We start from the raw sequence: 18,310 nt of genomic DNA, 5'->3' as shown, positions 1-18,310 counted from the left end.
GCCGATTGCCAGAGCCGGACGCCCCTACCCCGCGACCCTTCGCGCCCCAGATTCGGGCCAAGCAACCACCCGCGCCACAGTCATGAATCAGGCGTTAGCGGACATGGTGAACAGCGCGTTAACGATAACCTCAATCGCTGCATTAACCCCAGTTCCATTTTTATTGTGCAAGAGCGTAGGATAAAGGTGCGGTGGATTGCCGTTTCTCTCGTCAAGCCCCGGTAGTTGCCGGAGCGGGCGGAGCGGCAGTCTCTCGCTAACCCCGGGCCGACGGCGAAAGCCGGTCGGAGTAGCGTACGGACCGGAGGCAGGCGCCGATGTCGACGAATACGAAGAAGGTTTATCAGGATCCCGCGGAGGCCGCGCTGTCGGCCATCGAGGAAGCTCTGAACCTCGACCTTGTGACCGATGACGCGGATGCCACCTCGCCGGCGACGGACGAGACCGAGCGCGCACGGCAGGCCACCGGCGAGGACTTCAGCCCGACCGGCGTCGATCTGCCCCCCGCCCGCGAGCCGCAGAGCCCGCGCATCGAGGAGCGCACCAGCGCCTTCGACCCGGCCGGCGACGACGCCTTCCGCGACCCGCTCTTCGACGAACCGTCGTTCCTCAGCGCCAGCGATCTCGACGCCGACACGCTGACGGGCGAGCCCTATCCCGACGACGCCTTCGAGCTGCCGCTGACCGACCCGGCCGACGCCGAGCCGTCCTACGCGCCGCATGTCGAGCCGCGCTTCGATTTCGGTCTGGAATCCGCCGAGCCGGCCGCGCGTGACGACGTTCCCGCCGCGCCGGCCCTCGCCGCGGCCGAGGCCATCGCGCCCGCCCTTGCCGCCGGTGCCGTCGCCGGAGCGGCGGCTGCCGCCGTTGCCGCGCCCGCCACCGCCGAGCCGCGCCGTGCCAACCGTGCGGCCCCGCAGGGCCCGCGCGCCGCCAATGACGACCGCCAGACCATCGGCCAGCTGCTCTCCGCGCTGCAGCGCCGCCCGCCGCCGACGCCCTATTACCTCGCCACCGGCGCCTCCGCCCTGTGGCTCGGCCTTGGCGGCCTGATCTCCTACGCCCAGTTCAGCCAGCCCGGCGCCGACCTGTTCTCCTCCACCGCCCTGCTGACGACGCTGGCTGGCCTCGTCGTGCCGCCGGTGTTCTTCGCCGTGCTCGCCGCCATGGTGAGCCGGATGCAGGAAATGCGCATCGTCGCCCATTCCATGGCGCAGGTGGCGATCCGCATCGCCGAGCCCGACCGTTCGGGCGCCGACGCCGTGGTCAATGTCAGCCAGGTGGTGCGCCGCGAGGTCGCCGCGATGGATGACGGCGTGGAGCGCACCATCGCCCGCGCCAGCGAGCTGGAAGCGCTGGTGCGCAGCGAGATTTCCTCGCTCGAGCACGCCTATGAGGAAAACGAGGTGCGCATGCGCCACCTCATCGAGCGCCTCCAGGCCGAGCGCGAGCTGATCCTCACCCATGCCGACCATCTGCGCGAGACCATCTCCGGCGCGCAGTTTTCCTTCACCCATGAGGTGGACGGCGTCAGCGAGCGCATCAACGCCACCATCAACGAGGCGGCGGACCGCGTCACCGGCACGCTCTCCGACAAGGGCGAGCACATCACGCTGGCGCTGGGCCGCGTCGGCGACACCATCATCGACGCGCTGTCCGAGAAGGGCGGCGACCTGATCGACCGCCTCCAGGCCACCGGCTCCGACGTCAACACCAACCTGTCGGAAGCCAGCGAACACCTCATCTCGACGCTGACGTCGCAGACCGACGAGATCACCACGCGCCTCTCCGGCGTCACCGCCAACCTCACCGACACGCTGGCGAACCGCACCGACGAGATCGGCGCCCGCCTGCTGAGCACCGCGACCGAGCTGTCCAACGTCGTCACCACCCGCACGACGGAGATGGGCGAGAAGCTCACCGCCACCACCCACACCCTGACCGAGACGCTGGCCGCCCGTTCGGACGAGATCACCGAGGCGCTGGTCGGCACCGGCACGCGCCTCGCCGACGAGATCGCCATCCGCGCCAGCGAGGTCAACCACACGCTGAAGTCCACCGGCGAGTCGCTGGTGCTCGACATGTCGGTGCGTGGCGGGGAAGTGGTGCGCAAGCTGGAAGAGACCGGCAACCGCGTCGCCGAAACCATCACCGTGCGCGGCGACGACCTCGCCGACCGCATCGCCGATACCGGCAACCGCATCTACGACACCATTGCCGTGCGCGGCTCCGAGCTGGAGCGCCTGCTCGGCGAGACCGGCCAGCGCGTGGTGCGCGAGATCTCCGACGCGGGCGCCAACGCCCATGACACGCTGGCGGATGCCGCCACGCGCCTGTCCTCCGACATCACCTATCGCGGCACGGCGGTCAGCGAGCAGATCACGCTTGCTGGCGACGAGGTGGCCCAGGCCATCGCCCAGCGCGGCAACCGCGCCACCGACCAGTTCCGCGAGACCGCCGACGAGCTGACCTCCGCCCTCGGCAACCGCGCCGAAGCGGTGCGCGAGATGCTGAACTCCCGCCTGCAGATGCTGGAGGAGACCATCTCGGTGCGCGGCAACGAGCTCGCCGCCCGCATCGCCACCGACACCTCGCTGCTCGGCCGGCAGATCACCGACGGCCTGCGCGACTTCGACACCGTGCTCCAGACCAACGGCTCGGATGTCGTCCAGCGCATCACCGAGCGGGTCGACGCCATCACCCGCGCAATGGACGCCAACCTCGCCGGCTTTGACGACCAGATCACCGCCAAGACCGAGCAGGTCGCCTCCTCGCTGGATCTGCGCATCGCCAACATTGAGGGCGTGCTCGACCGCGGCGTGGAAGGCCTCAACGAGACGCTGGCCGGCCGCACGCAGGAATTCGCCCAGACCATGACCGAGGGCGCGCGCCTCGCCACCGAGGCGATGGACAAGTCGCTCGGCGTGCTCGACGGCTTCTTCACCCAGCACGCGCAGGAAGTCACCGCCGGCATCAGCGACCGGATGGATCAGGCCGCCCGCACCCTGACCGACGGCGCGATGAAGGCGAACGACGCGATGACGCGCTCGCTCGACGTGCTCAGCAACTTCTTCGACGACCGCGCCGGCGCGGTCACCGAGCAGCTCAGCGACCGCATCGAGCAGGCCGACCGCACGCTGGCGGCCCGCGCGCAGGAAATCGCCGACACGCTCGACCAGCGGGTCAACCGCTTCGAGGAAACCGTCATCGGCCGCATCGACAATGTCGCTACCTCCGTCGAGGTGCGCGGCGCCGCCATGGCGGACCTGCTCGGCCAGCGCATCGGCGCGGTCGCCGGCCAGCTGCGCAACGAGGCGGGCGAGATCGAAAGCAGCCTCACCAGCCTTGTCGACAATGTCAGCCGCACGCTGGTCGACCGCGCCGGCGAGGTCACCGCGCTGTTCGACTCCCGCACCGATGAAATCGCCCGCATCGTCGAGGAGCGCGGCAACGGCCTGCTCGCGGCGCTGGAAGACCGCAGCCTCGGCATCACCAGCGAAATCTCCCGCGCCAGCGGCGAGCTGCTCGCCGCCATTGACGACCATCGCGACAATCTGGTGCGCGCGCTCGACAACACCCGCTCCGGCGCGGTGGACGACATCGCCCGCGCCAGCGAGGAACTGCTGCACGTTCTGGAAACCCGCTCCGACGCCATCGTCTCGGCCTTCGAGCAGGCGACCGGCGGGCGCGCCGAGCAGCTCATGCAGATGAGCGACGAGGTGCTGAACAATGTCGAGCAGCGCACCGCCGGCCTCCTGGACGCCTTCCAGCGCTCCAGCCAGACCACGGCGACCGAAATGGCGCGCATCGGCGACGACCTGCTCGCCAATCTCGGCAATCAGAGCGGCGACGTGGTCTCCGCGCTCCAGCAGCTCTCCAGCCATGTGACCGGCGAGATCGCCCGCGCCGGCGACGGCCTGCTCACCGAATTCGACGGGCGCGGCTCGCACCTCGTCGACACCGTCAAGCATGTCAGCGGCCAGGTGGTGGACGAGATCGCCCGCGCCAGCGACGCCCTGCTCGCTGAATTTGACGGGCGCGGCTCGCAGCTCGTGGAGACGGTGCGCCAGACCAGCGACGTCACCTCCTCCGAGTTCACCCGCCTCACCGAGGAGTTCATCCGCACGCTCGACGAGCGCGGCAGCAACCTCGTCGACGCCGCCCGCCAGACGGCGGAATTCGCCAGCACCGAGCTCTCCCGCGTCGGCGACGAATTCGTCCAGACGCTGGACGGGCGCGGCAACAACATCGTCGAAGCCGCCCGCCAGAGCGCCGAGTTCACCTCGGGCGAGCTCTCCCGCCTCACCGAGGAGTTCGTCTCCACGCTGGACGGGCGCGGCAGCAGCATCGTCGATGCCGCCCGCCAGAGTGCGGAATTCGCCACGGGCGAGCTCTCCCGCGTCACCGAGGAACTGGTCACCGCGCTCGACGGGCGGGGCGCCACCATCGTCGATGCCGCCCGACAGACGGCGGACTTCACCACGGGCGAGCTCTCCCGCCTCACCGAGGAATTCGTCGGCGCGCTCGAAGGGCGCGGCGCCGGCCTCATCGAGGCGATCTCCGAGAGCGGCCGCGCGGCCGTCGCCGAGATCGGCGCCACCAACCAGGCGCTTCAGGGCGATGTCGCCGGGCTGCTGGAGCGGCTTGGCGAGGTCAATGTCCAGCTGCAGGACGTGCTGGCCGGTTCGGCCAACAACCTCGCCGCCATCGAGGGCGCGATCAGCGAGCGCCTCTCGGCCTTCCAGAGCACGGTCTACAGCGTCGAGGAAGCCAGCCGCGGCGCCTCCACCCGCATGGATGAGCAGATCCGCGAACTGCGCGAGGTTTCCGGCAGCGTGCTGCAGGATGTCACCGCGCTCAGCGAGAACTTCAGCCAGCAGGCCGGCATCATCACCAGCGTCGCCACCGCTCTCGGCGCGGCGCATGAGAATCTCGACGAGACGCTCGGCGGCCGCCACGAGGCGCTGCTCGCGGTCGCCGAGAAGGTGGGCGGACGCACGGCGGAGCTTGACGAGCGCCTCGGTGCCTATGCCCGCTCGATCGAGCAGACCTTCAGCAAGGCGGAACAGCGCGTCGCCGAGCTGTCCAAGGCGATCCTCGAGACCGCAAGCCAGTCGACCAGCACCATCGTCGCCCAGCAGGAGGACATCCGCAGCGCGACCGAAGCCGAGCGCGAGCGCACCCTCGCTTCGCTGCGCGAGACCTATCGCCAGGCGGTCGAGGAAGTGAACACGCTGATGGGCGACGCCAGCCGCGGCTTCCACGGCACCGCCGAGGAGCTGCGCGACTCGGTCGCCGCCATCAAGACCATGCTGGAGACCACCCGCGAGGAGATGAAGCGCGGCATCCTCGAACTGCCCGAGGAGACCGAGGCCAACGCCTCGGCCATGCGCCGCACCATCGCCGAGCAGATCAAGGCACTGGCCGAGCTGAACGACATCGTCTCGCGCCATGGCCGCACGCTGGATGTCGATAACGGCATCCGCGCCCGCGCGCCGCAGCCCTTGCCGCAGGCTCAGGCTCCGGCGCCGGTGGCCCCCGCCCCGGTGATCGAAGCCCCCGCCCCCGTCGTCGCGGCGCCCGTCGTGGCGGCGCCGGTGGCGCCCGCACCGGTCGCCCAGGCTCCTGCTCCGGCGCCAACGCCGGCTCCGGCTCCGGCTCCGGCGCCGGCTCCCGTGGCGGCCCGTCCCGCCCCGGCTCAGCCCGCCGCCCGTCCGGCCCCGCCCGCGCCGCGTCAGGCCCAACCGGCACCGCGTTATGAGCCGGCTCGCCCGGCCCAGCCCGCCGCGCCGCGCTACGAGCCGTCCCGCCCGGCCGCCGCGCGTCCCGCCCCGGCCGCGCCCGTTGCCCCGCGCCGTCCTGTGACGACGCCGTCCGCCCCGGCCCGTCAGCCCACTGAGGGCCAGCAGGGTGGCTGGCTGTCGGAACTGCTCGCCCGCGCCGACCATGAAGGCCCCTCGCTGGCGCCGTCCGCCCCGCGCGGCCGTGCCCCGGAGGGCCGCCCGGCCCGTGTCGAGCGCGAATCCGAGCGTCCGGTGCACCACGCCATCGAGTCGCTCGACTCGCTCTCCGTCGACATCGCCCGGATGATCGACCATGAGGCGGCGGTCGATCTGTGGGAGCGCTACAAGCGCGGCGAGCGCAACGTGTTCACCCGCCGGCTCTACACCATGCAGGGCCAGCAGACCTTCGAGGAAATCCGCCGCAAATACCGGCGCGACCTCGAATTCCGCGACACGGTGGACCGCTATATCGGCGAGTTCGAGCGGCTGATCGAGCAGGTCGGGCGCGACGAGCGCGGCCAGCAGCTCACCAAGACCTACCTGACCTCGGACACCGGCAAGGTCTACACCCTGCTCGCCCACGCCGCCGGCCGCTTCGACTAGCGGCTGCGCGGTCCGGTCAGCCCCAGACATACAAAAAGGGCCCCGCAAGGGGCCCTTTTTCATGGGAGCGGAACATCAGGCAGGGCGTCAGACCCGCCCGCCGGTCCAGGTCACGATGTCCACGAACACCTGATCGGACGCCGCGTCGAGCGCGCCGGTCGCGTCCGGTCCGCTGGTCCCGGCAGCGGGGGCGCGGGCGGTGAACACCTTCGCCGCCACGATGCGCCCGGTGCTGGCGCTGACGATGCGCGCGGACACCTCGACCACCGCCTCCGGTCCCTCGCCGAAGGTCTGGAGGCCAAAGGCACGGATGTCGGTCAGCAGCGTGTAATCGGCGTTGATCGCATCACCCGGCCGGCCGACGGCGCGGCCACGGCTGGAATTCTCGAAGGACTGGATCAGCCGCGCCTGGAACAGCGCCGGCAGCCGGTCGGCCCATTGCGCCTTGCCGAGATAGGTGATCTGGCCGGGCTGAGGCTCGACGACGATCCGCTCGGTGTCGAGCACCTGCAGCGCGGTCGAGCCTGCCACCACGAGCTGCGCCGAACCCGCGCGGGGGGCGCTGAATCCCGCCGGCGCCGTCAGGTCGAAGGTCGGCAGGGCCTTGTCGCCACCGCCGAGCAGCGAGGCGCAGCCGCCGAGCCCGAGGGCAAGCGCGAGAATGGCCGCTGTGCCGGCCAGCCGGTGGCGGCGTTCGGTTCCCGTCACGTCCGTCAGCGTCACGTCAGATGCCGTCACGTCGCCTTCCCTGTTCTTCTGTGCGTTCACACCGACCATCGCCTAGCGCCCCGTATAGTTCGGAACGGACTGGCCGCCGAAGATGAACTGGCGCGGGTTGCGCTCCAGATTGCGGAACACCCGCTCGATCTCGGCCAGCGTACGCCGCCCGTCGACCGCCAGCGCCTCGTATTGGCGCAGGCCCGGACCGGTGAACTTGTTGATGTTCGCGGTCAGCTCGGCGGTGCGCACGTCGAGATTGGCGGCAAGCTTGCGCACCTCCGCCGCGGCGCCGGTAATTTCCGCGAACATGCCCTTGCCCTCTTCCGAGGCGGTCAGGCCGTTCACATTGTCGAGGATCGCATTGATCTTGGTCGACATGCCCTCGAGCTGCGCGGTGAAGCGGCTGATGTCGTCGATCGTGGCCGTCACCTTCTCCGGCTGGATCGCCGAGACGGTGCGGTCGAGATTGCCGGCGAGCGTGTCGATGCGCTTGGCGGCCGAGCTCACATCGGTGATGAGCTGGTCGATATTGCCGGAGTTATTCCCCAGCGCCGTGGTGAACTTGTCGACATTGTCGATGACCGAGGAAATCTTGGTCTCGTTCAGCCGCAGCAGGTCGTCGACCCGGCGGGCGATGTCGTCGACGCGGCCCATGACCTGCCGCGCGCCCTGCATCAGATCCTGCACCGCACTAGCATCGGCCTGGATGCGCGGCAGCTCGCCATCGGGCGGGGTGGGCAGCGGCTCGGCGCCGGCATTGCCGCCGATCAGCCCGACAGAGGACAGGCCCGTGAGCACCTGCGCGTCGAGCTGGGCGCGGGTGTCGGACTTCACCGGCGTCGTCGGCTGCACGGCGACGGTGGCGACGACCCGGCGCGGATCCTGCGTGTCGAGCCTGAGGCCGGTCACCTCGCCGACGGGGATGCCGTTGAAGGTCACCGCCGAGCCGGTCTGAAGGCCGCTGACGGGGCCGTTGAACACCACGTCATAATTGGTGCGCGGCCCGCGGCCGGAGGAGCCGCTGAACCACCACACAAAGGCGAAGGCCGCCGCGATGACGGCGAGGGTGAACAGCCCGATGATGATGTAATTGGCGCGTGTTTCCATGGTGCCTCAGCGCGCCCCCTGCTCGACAAAGCCAGCCGCACGCGCCCGCTTTCCGTGGAAATAGGCGGTAACCCAGGGGTGTTTGGAGGCGAGCATCGTGTCGATCGGTCCCACGGCGATGACCTTGCCATCGGCCAGGGCGGCGATGCGGTCGCAGACGGTGTGAAGGCTGTCGAGATCGTGGGTTACCATGAATACGGTCAGCCCCAAAGTCTGCTGCAGCGTGGCGATGAGCTCGTCGAATTCGCCGGCGCCGATCGGGTCGAGACCCGAGGTCGGCTCGTCGAGAAAGAGGATTTCCGGGTCGAGCGCCAGGGCGCGGGCGAGCGCCACGCGCTTGATCATGCCGCCCGAGAGTTCGGAGGGCATCTTGGTCACGACATCCGGCTGCAACCCGACCATTTCCACCTTGGCGATGGTGATCTCGTCCATCAATTGCGGTGACAGGTCGAGATATTCGCGCATCGGGAACTGGATGTTCTGCCGCACGGTGAGCGAGGAGAACAGGGCGCCCTGCTGGAACAGAACGCCCCAGCGCTGTTCCAGTTGCCGGCGCTGTTCATAGTTCAGCGTGTCGAGATCCTGCCCGAACACCTCCACCGTGCCCGAGCGCTTGGGCACGAGGCCGAGAATGGTGCGGGTGAGCACCGATTTGCCGCCGCCCGAGGCGCCGACAAAGCCCATGATCTCACCCTTCATCACGTCGAGCGACAGGCCCTTGAGGATGGTGCGCTCGCCAAAGGCCACCACCACGTCGCGCACGGAGATGATCGGCTCACCCGGCTGGATGTCGGGGATCGGCTGGGCGTCGCTGTGGCTGTGCATCATGTCGGAAAGCCCCTCGCCCCTCACATGTCGATCGCGGCGAAGAACATGGCGAACAGGCCGTCCATCACGATCACCAGGAAGATCGCCTTCACCACCGAGGCGGTGGTGTGGGCGCCCAGCGATTCGGCGCTGCCACCGACCCGCATGCCCTCCATGCAGGCGATGAGCCCGACAATGGCGGCCATGAAGGGCGCCTTGATCATGCCCACCTCGAACGTGTTGAGCGCGATCGCCTCCTGCAGCCGGTGCAGGAAGATGGTCGGCGAGATGTCGCCATAGAGCCAGGCCACCAACCCGCCGCCGAACAGCGCGCACATATTGCCGATGAAGGTCAGCAGCGGCACGGCGATGATAAGCGCGACGAGGCGCGGCAGCACCAGGACCTCGTTCGGGTCGAAGCCCATGACGCGCAGCGCGTCCACTTCCTCGCGCATCCGCATCGAGCCGAGCTCGGCGGTGAAGGCGCTGCCGGAGCGGCCGGCGACCATGATGGAGACGATGAGCACGCCGAGTTCGCGCAGGGTGAGAATGCCCACCATGTCGACCACATAGGTCGTCGCGCCGAACTTGCGGAAATGGAAGATGCCCTGCTGGGCGATGATGCAGCCGATCAGGAAGGTGATCAGCGCGATGATCGGCACCGCGCGCAGCCCCGTGCGCTCGAGGTGATAGACCATCGAGGTCCAGCGGAAGGTGTGCGGGCGCACCAGCACGCGCAGCAGCGCCCCAACCACGGCGCCGATGAAGGAGAGGAAGAACAGCGCGTCCTGGCCGGTCTCCACCACCACCTTGCCGATCAGCTCGACCGAGCCGACCAGCGCATTGGCATGCGGCTTGACCGGCGGCACCTCGTGGCAGCCATTGGTGATTTCCTTGAGCAGCGGGTGGAACCGCCGCTCCAGCCCCACGAGCTGGGCGCGCACGCCGGCTGTGTCCAGCGCCCGGATCAGCCGGTCGAGCATCACCGCGCCGACCGTGTCGAGCCGGCGCACGCCGGAGAAATCCAGCCGCGCCGTCTCGGCACCGCCCGCGCGCAGCTCCTCCAGCGCCGCCTCGACGACGCCTTCCAGCGCCCGGCCCTGCGCGGCGACCCACCGGCCATTGCCGACGATCACCAGCTCGCGCCCATGGCGCGCCGTGGCGAGCAGCGGTGCCTCAGCGGCTCCCAAGATCAGCAGCTCCCATTCGGTTTCGACGCCGCCTTGCGGCGGGTGACGGCACGGCGGCGCGCGGCCCGGCCACGCGCAATTTGCGCTTTTGCTTCATAGCCGTGCGGCTCATGCTCTGTCGAGGCGCCACGGCTTGCTGCGGGTATCTTGATGATGCCAAATCGTTCTAGCTCGAAAACTGTGCTTTCCCTGTGACGCAAGGATGTACCATCGGCCCTATCCTGACCCATGCGCGCGCCGCGCCCGCCCGCCCGCGCCCCTTCGCGGCGACGGCCGGTCTCGCCAGAGCCGCGGGCGGGCGCCTAGAGTGGGCTGAGCGATTCGTTCCGTCCCCACCGGTTGACGCCCCATGCCCACGCTGTCCCTCGCCGTTGAACGTTTTCCCATCCGTGGCAGCTTCACCATTGCGCGCGGCTCGAAGACCGAGGCCGTCGTGGTCGCGGTGGAGATACGCGACGGGGCGGCGCTTGGACGTGGCGAATGCGTGCCCTATGCGCGCTATGGCGAGAGCGTGGAAGGCGTCACCGCCGCCATAGAGAGCGCCCGCCGCGCCATCGAGGCCGGGGCCGACCGCCATGCGCTGCAATACATCCTGCCCCCCGGCGCGGCGCGTAACGCGCTCGACTGCGCGCTGTGGGATCTGGAGGCCAAGCGCAGCGGCACGCGCGTGCATGAGATCGCCGGCCTGCCGGCCCCCGGCCCCGTCGTCACCGCCTATACGCTCAGCCTCGGCACGCCAGAGGCGATGGCGGAAGCCGCCGCCGCCAGCGGCCACGCGCTCTTGAAGCTCAAGCTCGGCGCCGAGGGTGATGCCGCGCGCCTCGCCGCCATCCGCCGCGCTGTGCCGCGGACCCGGCTCATCGTCGATGCCAATGAGGGCTGGAACGCCGGCAACCTCGCGGCCAACCTCGCCGCCTGCGCGGCGGCCGGCGTCGAGCTGGTCGAGCAGCCGCTGCCCGCCGCCGACGATGCCATGCTGTCCGTCATCACCCGCCCCGTGCCGGTCTGCGCCGATGAGAGCGCGCATGGGCGCGACACGCTGGCCGATCTCGTCGGCCGCTATGATGCGCTCAACATCAAGCTGGACAAGACCGGCGGGCTGACCGAGGCCCTGGCGCTCGCCCGGATGGCGCAGGCGGCGGGGCTGTCGATCATGGTCGGCTGCATGGTGGCGACCTCGCTCTCCATGGCCCCGGCGCTGTTGCTGGCGAGCATGGCCGAGGTCGTCGATCTGGACGGGCCGCTGCTGCTGGCGAAAGACCGCACGCCGGGCCTCGTCTATGAGGGCAGCCGCGTCTTCCCGCCCGATCCGGCGCTCTGGGGCTGATGTCAGCGCCGCGTCAGGCTCGCCGCGATCCCCGCGCCCAGCCCTGCCAGCAGCGCTGAGAACAGGAAGGCGTGCCCGCCAAAGGCCTGCCAGAGCGGGCCGGCGGCGAGCGTCGCCAGCGCCATGGCAATGGTCGTCGCCCAGGCGGCGAGCGCCTGCACCGCCGCGCCGCGCCCTTCCGGCGCATGGCGGGCGACCATTTCCACCGTGCCGAGATAGGTGCAGCCGAAGGTCGCCGCGTGCAGCAGCTGGAGCACCGGCAGCAGGTCGTCCGGCGGGTCCATCCCCATCGCCCCGAAGCGCAGCACGCCGGCGAGCCCGCCGATCAGCAGCAGCTTCTCCGGCCCGAGGCGCTGCGTGACCCGCGTGCCGACATGGAACAGCGCGACCTCGGCGATGACGCCGATCGACCACATCAGCCCCACCGCGGAATCGCTGAGCCCCGCCGCCCGCCAGTTGATCGAGGCGAAGGCATAGAGCGTGGCGTGCGAGGCCTGCACCAGCGCGGCCGCGCCAATGGCGAGGCCCAGCGTCCGCGGGATGCGGGGAAAGCCCGCGCGCGCTGTGCGTTCCGGCAGCTTCATCTCCTCCAGCGTCAGCGCCGCCAGCGCGGCGACGAGACTGCCGGCGACGATGAGCCAGACGGTCGCGTCCTTCGGCAGATGCGGCAGCAGGAAGCCCCCGGCGAAATTGCCGGCGATGAAGGCGAGCGAGCCCCAGAGCCGCACCCGGCCATAATCGATCACCCCCTCCGCCCGCCGCGCCACCGCATAGGCGTCGAGCACCGGCAGGCTCGGCTGCCAGAAGGAGGCGGCGATGGCGAGGGCGACCAGCATCAGCCCGGTGCCGGGCGCCAGCGCCACCGCGCAGAAGGCGAGCGCGGTCATCAGCCCATAGACCACCAGCGTCGCGCGCGGGCGCCCGCTGCGGTCCGCCACCAGCCCGCCGAGCGGCATGGTGAACAGGCGGATGCCGAAGGGCACGGCGAGCGTCAGCGCGATCAGCCCGGCATCGAAGCCCCGCCCCTGCAACCAGATCGGGAAGAACGGGATGTAGACGCCGATGCCGAAGAACAGCCCGGCATAGGCGACGGGAATGGCGATGCGGGGGGCGAGGACAAGCACGCGCGGGGACTCGGGGGAGAGGCGATGCCGCCTCGATAGCAGCCCGGCCCCACGGTTACGAGCCCGCCGCTATTACCCGCATGTCGCCACGGCGCCGTCACCACCACGCGTGGAAATGATGCACCGGCCCGTGGCCCTCGCCGATAGTGAGATCATCCGCCCGGCCGATGGCGGCGGTGAGATACGCTTTTGCTCCTTCCACCGCCTCGCGCAGCGAATGGCCCTTGGCCAGATGCGCGGTGATGGCAGAGGAGAGCGTGCAGCCCGTGCCATGGGTGTTGCGGGTGGCCACGCGCGGCGCCGCCAGTTCCACGAACCCCTCGGCGTCGAGCAGCACGTCGACGCTCTCCGGCCCCTCGCCATGCCCGCCCTTGATGAGCACGGCGCGCGGGCCCATCGCCAGCAGCGTCTGCGCCTGCGCCCGCACCTCGCTGAGCAACGTCGCCACCGGCGCGTCGAGCAGCGCGGCGGCTTCCGGCAGGTTCGGGGTGATGAGCAGCGCGCGCGGCAGCAAAACGCGGCGCAGGCTCTCGATCGCCTCCGGCACCAGCAGCCGGTCGCCCGAAGCGGCGATCATGACGGGATCGAGCACGACCGTCTGCTGACCATGCCGCGCCAGCCCCGCCGCCACCGCCTCGATGACCTCGGGGCGCGACAGCATGCCGATCTTCACCGCGTTCACCGCGAGATCGGAGAACACCGCGTCGATCTGCGCGGCGAGGAAATCCGGCGGCACGTCATGAATGGCGGTGACGCCGCGCGTGTTCTGCGCAGTCAGCGCGGTGATGACCGAGGCGCCATAGACGCCGAGCGCGGAAAACGTCTTGAGATCGGCCTGGATACCAGCGCCGCCGCCGGAATCGGAGCCGGCAATGGTCACGGCGATGGCGGTGGTGGGCGCTGCTGCTGGCGTCATTCTCGCGCTTCCTTTGCCGGGCGACGAAACGCGCCGCACGCCCCGCTGGCGGAGCGCGCGCGACCCGTTTCCTCCGCCGGCATGACCCGGATCAGGTTCGTGGGTTGGCTCGTCGCCTCTCAGCCCTTCGGGCACCCCAACGGTTCTTGTCGTGTCCGGCAGATAGGCGATGGCGCGGGCGGGTGCAAGCGGGATGCACGCGGGGCATGCAAGCGGGACAACATCGAGCGGGGTTGCGCGCCCGGCGGGCTTCTGGTCCTGTGGCGCCATTGCGTGAACCGCCGGAAAGCCGCCATGGTCCCCTTCTTCGTGCAGATCAAATGCCAGCTCGGGCGCTCCTATGAGGTCGCCAACGCCCTCGCCGATGCCGAGATCGCCTCCGAGATCTATTCCACCGCCGGGGAGTTCGACCTGCTGGTGAAGTTCTACGTCGCCGAGGGCACCGATATCGGCCATTTCGTGAACGAGAAGGTGCAGAAGATTCCCGGCATCCAGGACACCCGCACCCTCATCACCTTCAAGGCGTTCTGAGCGGAGGCCTTCTTACGGCGTGGGCCCGGCCGGCGGCGTTGCCGCGGCGTCTTCCTTCGCCCGGTCAATGCCGAGCTGGCGCTCGCGCCAGATGACGAACAGCCCGGCGCCGATGACGATGGTGCCGCCCGCCAGCACCAGGAGCGGGGGCACCTCGGCGAACAGGATGAAGCCGAGCAGCAGCGACCACAGCATGGCCGAATAGCTGAACGGCGCCACCACCGAGGCCGGCGCGTAACGGTAGCTCTCGGTGAGCAGGATCTGCCCGACCCCGCCGACCAGCCCGGTGCTGACCAGCAGCGCCGCCTCGCCCGGCGTCGGCACCACCCAGCCCCAGGCGGCCGTGGCGAGCCCCGCCACCGCCGCCAGCGCCTGGAAATAGAACACGATGGCCGGCGTGGTCTCGGTCTGCGTCAGCCGCCGCACCTGGATCATCGCCCCGGCGGTGCAGCCGGCGGCGAGCAGCGCCAGCAGCGCGCCGATCTTGTGGCCCGGCGCATCGTAATCGCCCGCCATGTGCGGCCAGAGCATGATGACCACGCCCATCAGCCCGACCATGACCGCGCCCCAGCGATAGGCCTGCACCCGCTCGCGCAGGAAGATCGCCGCGAAGATAACGGTGAGCAGCGGCGCGGTGAAGCCGATGGCGGTGGCGTCCGCCAGCGGGATCAGCGCCAGCGCGGCGAAGCCCAGCGACATCGAGCCGACGCCCACCGTGCCGCGCACGATATGGCCGAGCGGGTGGGCCGTGCGGATGGCGGCGCCGATCTCGCGGCGCCAGGCGAGGAGGATCAGCAGCGGAATGAGCGCGAAGAAGGAGCGCGCGAACACCACCTCGCCGGTCGGCACATGGGCCGAGACGATGCGCACCAGGGCGGACATGATGGTGAAGAGGAAGGTCGCGCCGATCTGCAGCGCGATCCCCTTGAGCGCGTTCATGGCGCGCTTGGAGCACGAGTCCGCCGGGGCCCGCAAGCAGCCCCGAGCGGTCGGGGCGACGACTTTTGCGTGAAGGCCGCCCCGGCTCGCGCGCCAAATCGCACCGGCGCCTAGGGAAAGGGATTCCCGCCCGCCAGCGCGATACCACCGAACACGATTCCGCCCGCCACAACGAGGCAGGCGAGCGCGGCGAGCACCGAGCCCGGCGTCGCCGGCGCACGGTCCACGAAGCCCGCCGCCGGCTTGCGGCCGGTGACCATGGCGCGGATCAGATTGTCCCGGCCGACCAGCGAATAGGCGATGTTGGCGACGACATGCAGGCCGATGAGCCCCAGCAGGATCGGGTAGATCTGCTGATGCAGGGCGGAGGCCCGCGCGATGGTCTCGTCGCTCACCACCGGCGTCATCGGGCCATAGACGATGATGTCGTCGGTGGTGAACAGCCCGGTGAGCGCCTGCGCCCCCACAAGGCCGATCAGCCCGAGAATGACCAGCGCGCCGACCGGGTTATGGCCGAGATAATGCGGCGGATGCCCGCGCAGCAGCCCCCGCACATAGCCCGCCACGGCGCGCGGCCCGCGCACGAAGCTGGCAAAGCGCGCCGTGCTGCCGCCGACCACGCCCCAGAGCAGGCGGAACACCAGCAGCACGAGGATGCTCAGCCCGTTCCACTGGTGCCAGACCAGCCCGGCATCGCCGTAATATTTGCTGGCGAAGGCGAGGCCCACCAGCGCGACCAGCAGCCATTTGGCCAGCCGCGTCGGCAGATCCCAGGCGAGCACCGTGCCCGCAGCGGTGTCGGCCCGCACGCTCAGCTCTTCTTGCGGAAGCTGTCGTGGCAGGTGCCGCAGGTGCGGATCACGCCGGGAAAGTTCGCCTTGAAGCTCGCCTCATCAGTGATGGCCGCGCGCGCGGCCGTGGCGTCGGAGGCGAGCTTGGCGAACAGGCCATCGAACTTCGCCTGATCCTGCCAGATCGCCGGCAGGGCGTCGGTATCGCCGGTGCCCGAACCGGCGGGGAACAGCGCCGGCAGCTCCTTGCCGCCCTTGGCATAGGCGTCGAGCGCCTTCTGGACCGTGGCGAGATCGAACGCCGCACTGCCGCGCAGCATGCCGCCGACCGGCTTGGTCACGTCGCCGAACCCCTTCAGGATCACCTGGCGCTGCTTGATGACATCGGACTGCGCCATCACGGCGGTTCCGGCAAGAAGGGCGGTGACAGCGGCGGCGCAGGCCAGAAGACGACGATTCATGAAGGCTCCCCTTGAGATGGAGCCGGCAGCCGACTCCCCATCCGCACCTTAGTAAGGCTCCAGACTGTGACAATCGGTCAAAGGCTGGCTCGCGGGGACGTGATCCCGCAACGGCAGGCCATCCCCGGCAACCTCACGAGCGCCGGCGGCGGCTGGCATTACGGAGCCTACGTATGGGGGTTTCCCCGATTTCCCAGCGCCCCACATCACCTAAGGTCACCGCGCAAGAACAGCCGAACAGCTTCGATCCGCCCATCGAAAGGAACTCCGCCATGGCCATCCGCACCATTCTCCTGCACGCTTCCGCCGATACTGGCTTCACCGATCGGCTCGCCTTCGCCGTCGCCCTCGCCAAGCAGGCGGGCGCCGCCATCCGCACGGTCTACACGCTCTACCCGACCGGCGTGCCACGCGTGGGCCGGGCGCTGTCGATCTATGTCAACGAGCTGGTGGCCGAGGCCAAGGCCAAGGAGCCGACCCTGAAGGCGCAGTATGAGCAGGCGCTGGCCGCTGGCGGCGTCACCGGCACCTGGGAAATCATCGAGGGCGACGTCACCTCGGCGCTGCGCGATGCGGTCAGCTTCTCCGATCTCACCGTGGTCAGCGAGACGCCCTATGGCACGGTGGACGACCAGCTCGCCGCCACCCTGCCCGAGCATCTCGCGCTGGCCTGCAACGGCCCCGTCACCGTGGTGCCGACCGGCAAGCCGGTGCCGGCCCGCATCGGCAAGGTGCTCGTCGCGTGGAAGCCCTCGCGCGAAGCCGGCCACGCCGTGCGCTTCGCCCTGCCCCTGCTCGCCACCGCCGACCAGGTGGAAGTCGTCACCATCGCCGAGGGCGGCGACACGGTGGAAGCCTCCGGCGCCCAGCTCACCGCCTATCTCAAGACCCATGGCGTGAACGCCCGCCACGTCCATGTCGGCGACGGCTCGGCCACGATCGCCCTCGGCCGGGAGATCGACCGCTTCGGCGCCGACCTCGTGGTGATGGGCGCCTATAGCCGCTCGCGCTTCGCCGAGATGATTCTCGGCGGCGTCACCGCCTCGCTGCTCGCCAACCCGCCGGTGCCGCTCTTCATCGCCCATTGAGGCATCGCGCGTGATCGGCCTGATCGGTCACGCACACTGGTCTCATTGGCCTGATCGTCCACCTGACTGCACTGACAATACACGACGGCCGGATGTATAATCCGGCCGTTTTTCGTCGTACGGGCGCGCGTTGTTTTCGGGTTGCACCGGCGTCGAAACAGGCGCCTAGTGGCAAAAAATGTCAGCATGACTGACCAATAGGGAGCCGTCCCGTGCCCGTCATCGCCGCAGACCCGCTCGCCACGGGCCATCTCCTCCCCTTGTTCCTCTTTGCCGTGGCGGGGGCGCTAACCCCCGGGCCGAACAACATGATTTCCGCCGGCTCGGGCGCCGCCTTCGGCTTTCGGCGCACCCTGCCGCAGATCTGGGGCGTCACCTTCGGCTTCGCGCTGATGGTGATGGCGGTCGGCTTCGGCCTCGGCGCCGTGTTTCTGTCGATTCCCTATGCGCATCAGGCGCTTAAGATCATCGGGTCGCTCTATCTTCTGTTCCTCGCCTGGAAGATCGCCAATGCCGGCGAAACGACCGGCGGCACCGCCATCGAAAAACCGATGACCAGCCTGCAAGCCGCGCTCTTTCAATGGGTTAACCCCAAGGCCTGGACCATCGCCCTCTCCATGGTGCCGGCCTTCACCACCGTCGGCGGCGACCGCATCGTGGGGGAAATCCTTGTCTTGGCTGGCGTTTCCGCCATCGTCACCCTGCCCTCCCTCTGCGTCTGGGCCGGCTTCGGCGCCCTGCTCGCCCGCCTTCTCTCCACCCCGCGCCAGCAGCGCATCGTCAATTACGTGATGGCCGCACTGGTGGCGGCGAGCGTGGTCATGCTGTTCCTCTGACGCTGCAGCGCAGCATCACCTGCCCCCACGTCATAAAACGGTGATGCGATTCAGGCTTATCTCCCCGTCATGAAGCCATCGCAAAGC

General features: G+C 69.6%; 14 protein-coding genes and 1 riboswitch. Of the genes, 5 read left to right on the top strand and 9 right to left on the bottom strand.

Features of this window, described 5'->3' with window-relative positions:
- Window positions 1-317 precede the first annotated feature (317 nt).
- The gene (locus OU996_RS12805; RefSeq protein WP_267582003.1) at window positions 318-6,386 is read left to right on the top strand and encodes an apolipoprotein acyltransferase; all 6,069 of its coding nucleotides are present in this window, start codon (window positions 318-320) and stop codon (window positions 6,384-6,386) included.
- A gap of 87 nt (window positions 6,387-6,473) precedes the next feature.
- Here OU996_RS12805 and OU996_RS12800 read toward each other — a convergent pair whose 3' ends face one another.
- From OU996_RS12800 to OU996_RS12785, 4 genes are read right to left on the bottom strand one after another with little or no spacing between them, the layout of a single operon-like run.
- Window positions 6,474-7,124, bottom strand: a complete 651-nt coding sequence (locus tag OU996_RS12800; protein ID WP_267582002.1) for an ABC-type transport auxiliary lipoprotein family protein — start codon at window positions 7,122-7,124, stop codon at window positions 6,474-6,476.
- Window positions 7,125-7,166: 42 nt separating this feature from the next.
- Entirely contained in the window at window positions 7,167-8,213 is a 1,047-nt protein-coding gene (locus tag OU996_RS12795; protein ID WP_267582001.1) for an MlaD family protein, read from the bottom strand.
- A gap of 6 nt (window positions 8,214-8,219) precedes the next feature.
- Window positions 8,220-9,041 carry an ABC transporter ATP-binding protein gene (locus OU996_RS12790; protein WP_420712630.1) on the bottom strand — a complete coding sequence of 274 codons (822 nt, stop codon included), beginning with the start codon at window positions 9,039-9,041 and terminating at the stop codon, window positions 8,220-8,222.
- Window positions 9,042-9,061: 20 nt separating this feature from the next.
- The gene (locus OU996_RS12785; RefSeq protein WP_267582000.1) at window positions 9,062-10,210 is read right to left on the bottom strand and encodes an ABC transporter permease; all 1,149 of its coding nucleotides are present in this window, start codon (window positions 10,208-10,210) and stop codon (window positions 9,062-9,064) included.
- A 349-nt stretch (window positions 10,211-10,559) separates the two neighbouring features.
- Between OU996_RS12785 and dgcA the strand changes: the two genes are divergently transcribed.
- A complete protein-coding gene (gene dgcA, locus OU996_RS12780; RefSeq protein WP_267581999.1) occupies window positions 10,560-11,537 on the top strand; it encodes an N-acetyl-D-Glu racemase DgcA in 978 nt (325 codons plus the stop codon).
- A 2-nt stretch (window positions 11,538-11,539) separates the two neighbouring features.
- On the opposite strand, the gene OU996_RS12775 is transcribed toward dgcA, so the two are convergent.
- Both OU996_RS12775 and thiD read right to left on the bottom strand, forming a co-directional pair.
- Complete coding sequence (locus tag OU996_RS12775) at window positions 11,540-12,661, bottom strand: MFS transporter (RefSeq protein WP_267581998.1); 1,122 nt, start codon at window positions 12,659-12,661, stop codon at window positions 11,540-11,542.
- 97 nt (window positions 12,662-12,758) lie between these two features.
- Window positions 12,759-13,577: a bifunctional hydroxymethylpyrimidine kinase/phosphomethylpyrimidine kinase gene (thiD, locus tag OU996_RS12770; RefSeq protein WP_267581997.1), complete on the bottom strand. Its 819-nt coding sequence runs from the start codon at window positions 13,575-13,577 to the stop codon at window positions 12,759-12,761.
- Window positions 13,578-13,628: 51 nt separating this feature from the next.
- Window positions 13,629-13,726, bottom strand: a riboswitch (TPP riboswitch).
- Between the two features lie 145 nt (window positions 13,727-13,871).
- Here thiD and OU996_RS12765 point away from each other — a divergent pair.
- Window positions 13,872-14,108: an Lrp/AsnC ligand binding domain-containing protein gene (locus tag OU996_RS12765; RefSeq protein ID WP_267581996.1), complete on the top strand. Its 237-nt coding sequence runs from the start codon at window positions 13,872-13,874 to the stop codon at window positions 14,106-14,108.
- Window positions 14,109-14,120: 12 nt separating this feature from the next.
- Here the strand turns inward: OU996_RS12765 and OU996_RS12760 are convergent, their stop codons facing one another.
- From OU996_RS12760 to OU996_RS12750, 3 genes are all read right to left on the bottom strand, one after another.
- A complete protein-coding gene (locus OU996_RS12760) occupies window positions 14,121-15,047 on the bottom strand; it encodes a DMT family transporter (RefSeq protein WP_267581995.1) in 927 nt (308 codons plus the stop codon).
- A gap of 110 nt (window positions 15,048-15,157) precedes the next feature.
- Window positions 15,158-15,856 carry a cytochrome b/b6 domain-containing protein gene (locus OU996_RS12755; RefSeq protein WP_267581994.1) on the bottom strand — a complete coding sequence of 233 codons (699 nt, stop codon included), beginning with the start codon at window positions 15,854-15,856 and terminating at the stop codon, window positions 15,158-15,160.
- A 2-nt stretch (window positions 15,857-15,858) separates the two neighbouring features.
- Entirely contained in the window at window positions 15,859-16,299 is a 441-nt protein-coding gene (locus OU996_RS12750; protein WP_267581993.1) for a c-type cytochrome, read from the bottom strand.
- A gap of 272 nt (window positions 16,300-16,571) precedes the next feature.
- On the opposite strand from OU996_RS12750, the gene OU996_RS12745 reads away from it, so the two are divergent.
- On the top strand, window positions 16,572-17,387 hold the full coding sequence (locus OU996_RS12745) for a universal stress protein (protein ID WP_267581992.1): 816 nt from the start codon (window positions 16,572-16,574) through the stop codon (window positions 17,385-17,387).
- Window positions 17,388-17,599: 212 nt separating this feature from the next.
- Window positions 17,600-18,223 carry a LysE family translocator gene (locus OU996_RS12740; protein ID WP_267581991.1) on the top strand — a complete coding sequence of 208 codons (624 nt, stop codon included), beginning with the start codon at window positions 17,600-17,602 and terminating at the stop codon, window positions 18,221-18,223.
- The last annotated feature ends 87 nt before the right edge of the window (window positions 18,224-18,310 follow it).

The organism is Ancylobacter sp. SL191, assembly GCF_026625645.1.
Taxonomy (GTDB): Bacteria; Pseudomonadota; Alphaproteobacteria; order Rhizobiales; family Xanthobacteraceae; genus Ancylobacter.
This window is presented reverse-complemented; position numbering and strand designations above follow the sequence as displayed.

Bases quoted from the DNA above. Each gene is read 5' to 3' on its own strand.
- OU996_RS12805 (WP_267582003.1), top strand. From the start codon at position 318: ATGTCGACGAATACGAAGAAGGTTTATCAGGATCCCGCGGAGGCCGCG.
- OU996_RS12795 (WP_267582001.1), bottom strand. From the start codon at position 8,213: ATGGAAACACGCGCCAATTACATCATCATCGGGCTGTTCACCCTCGCC.
- OU996_RS12790 (WP_420712630.1), bottom strand. From the start codon at position 9,041: ATGATGCACAGCCACAGCGACGCCCAGCCGATCCCCGACATCCAGCCG.
- dgcA (WP_267581999.1), top strand. From the start codon at position 10,560: ATGCCCACGCTGTCCCTCGCCGTTGAACGTTTTCCCATCCGTGGCAGC.
- thiD (WP_267581997.1), bottom strand. From the start codon at position 13,577: ATGACGCCAGCAGCAGCGCCCACCACCGCCATCGCCGTGACCATTGCC.
- OU996_RS12765 (WP_267581996.1), top strand. From the start codon at position 13,872: ATGGTCCCCTTCTTCGTGCAGATCAAATGCCAGCTCGGGCGCTCCTAT.
- OU996_RS12760 (WP_267581995.1), bottom strand. From the start codon at position 15,047: ATGAACGCGCTCAAGGGGATCGCGCTGCAGATCGGCGCGACCTTCCTC.
- OU996_RS12750 (WP_267581993.1), bottom strand. From the start codon at position 16,299: ATGAATCGTCGTCTTCTGGCCTGCGCCGCCGCTGTCACCGCCCTTCTT.
- OU996_RS12745 (WP_267581992.1), top strand. From the start codon at position 16,572: ATGGCCATCCGCACCATTCTCCTGCACGCTTCCGCCGATACTGGCTTC.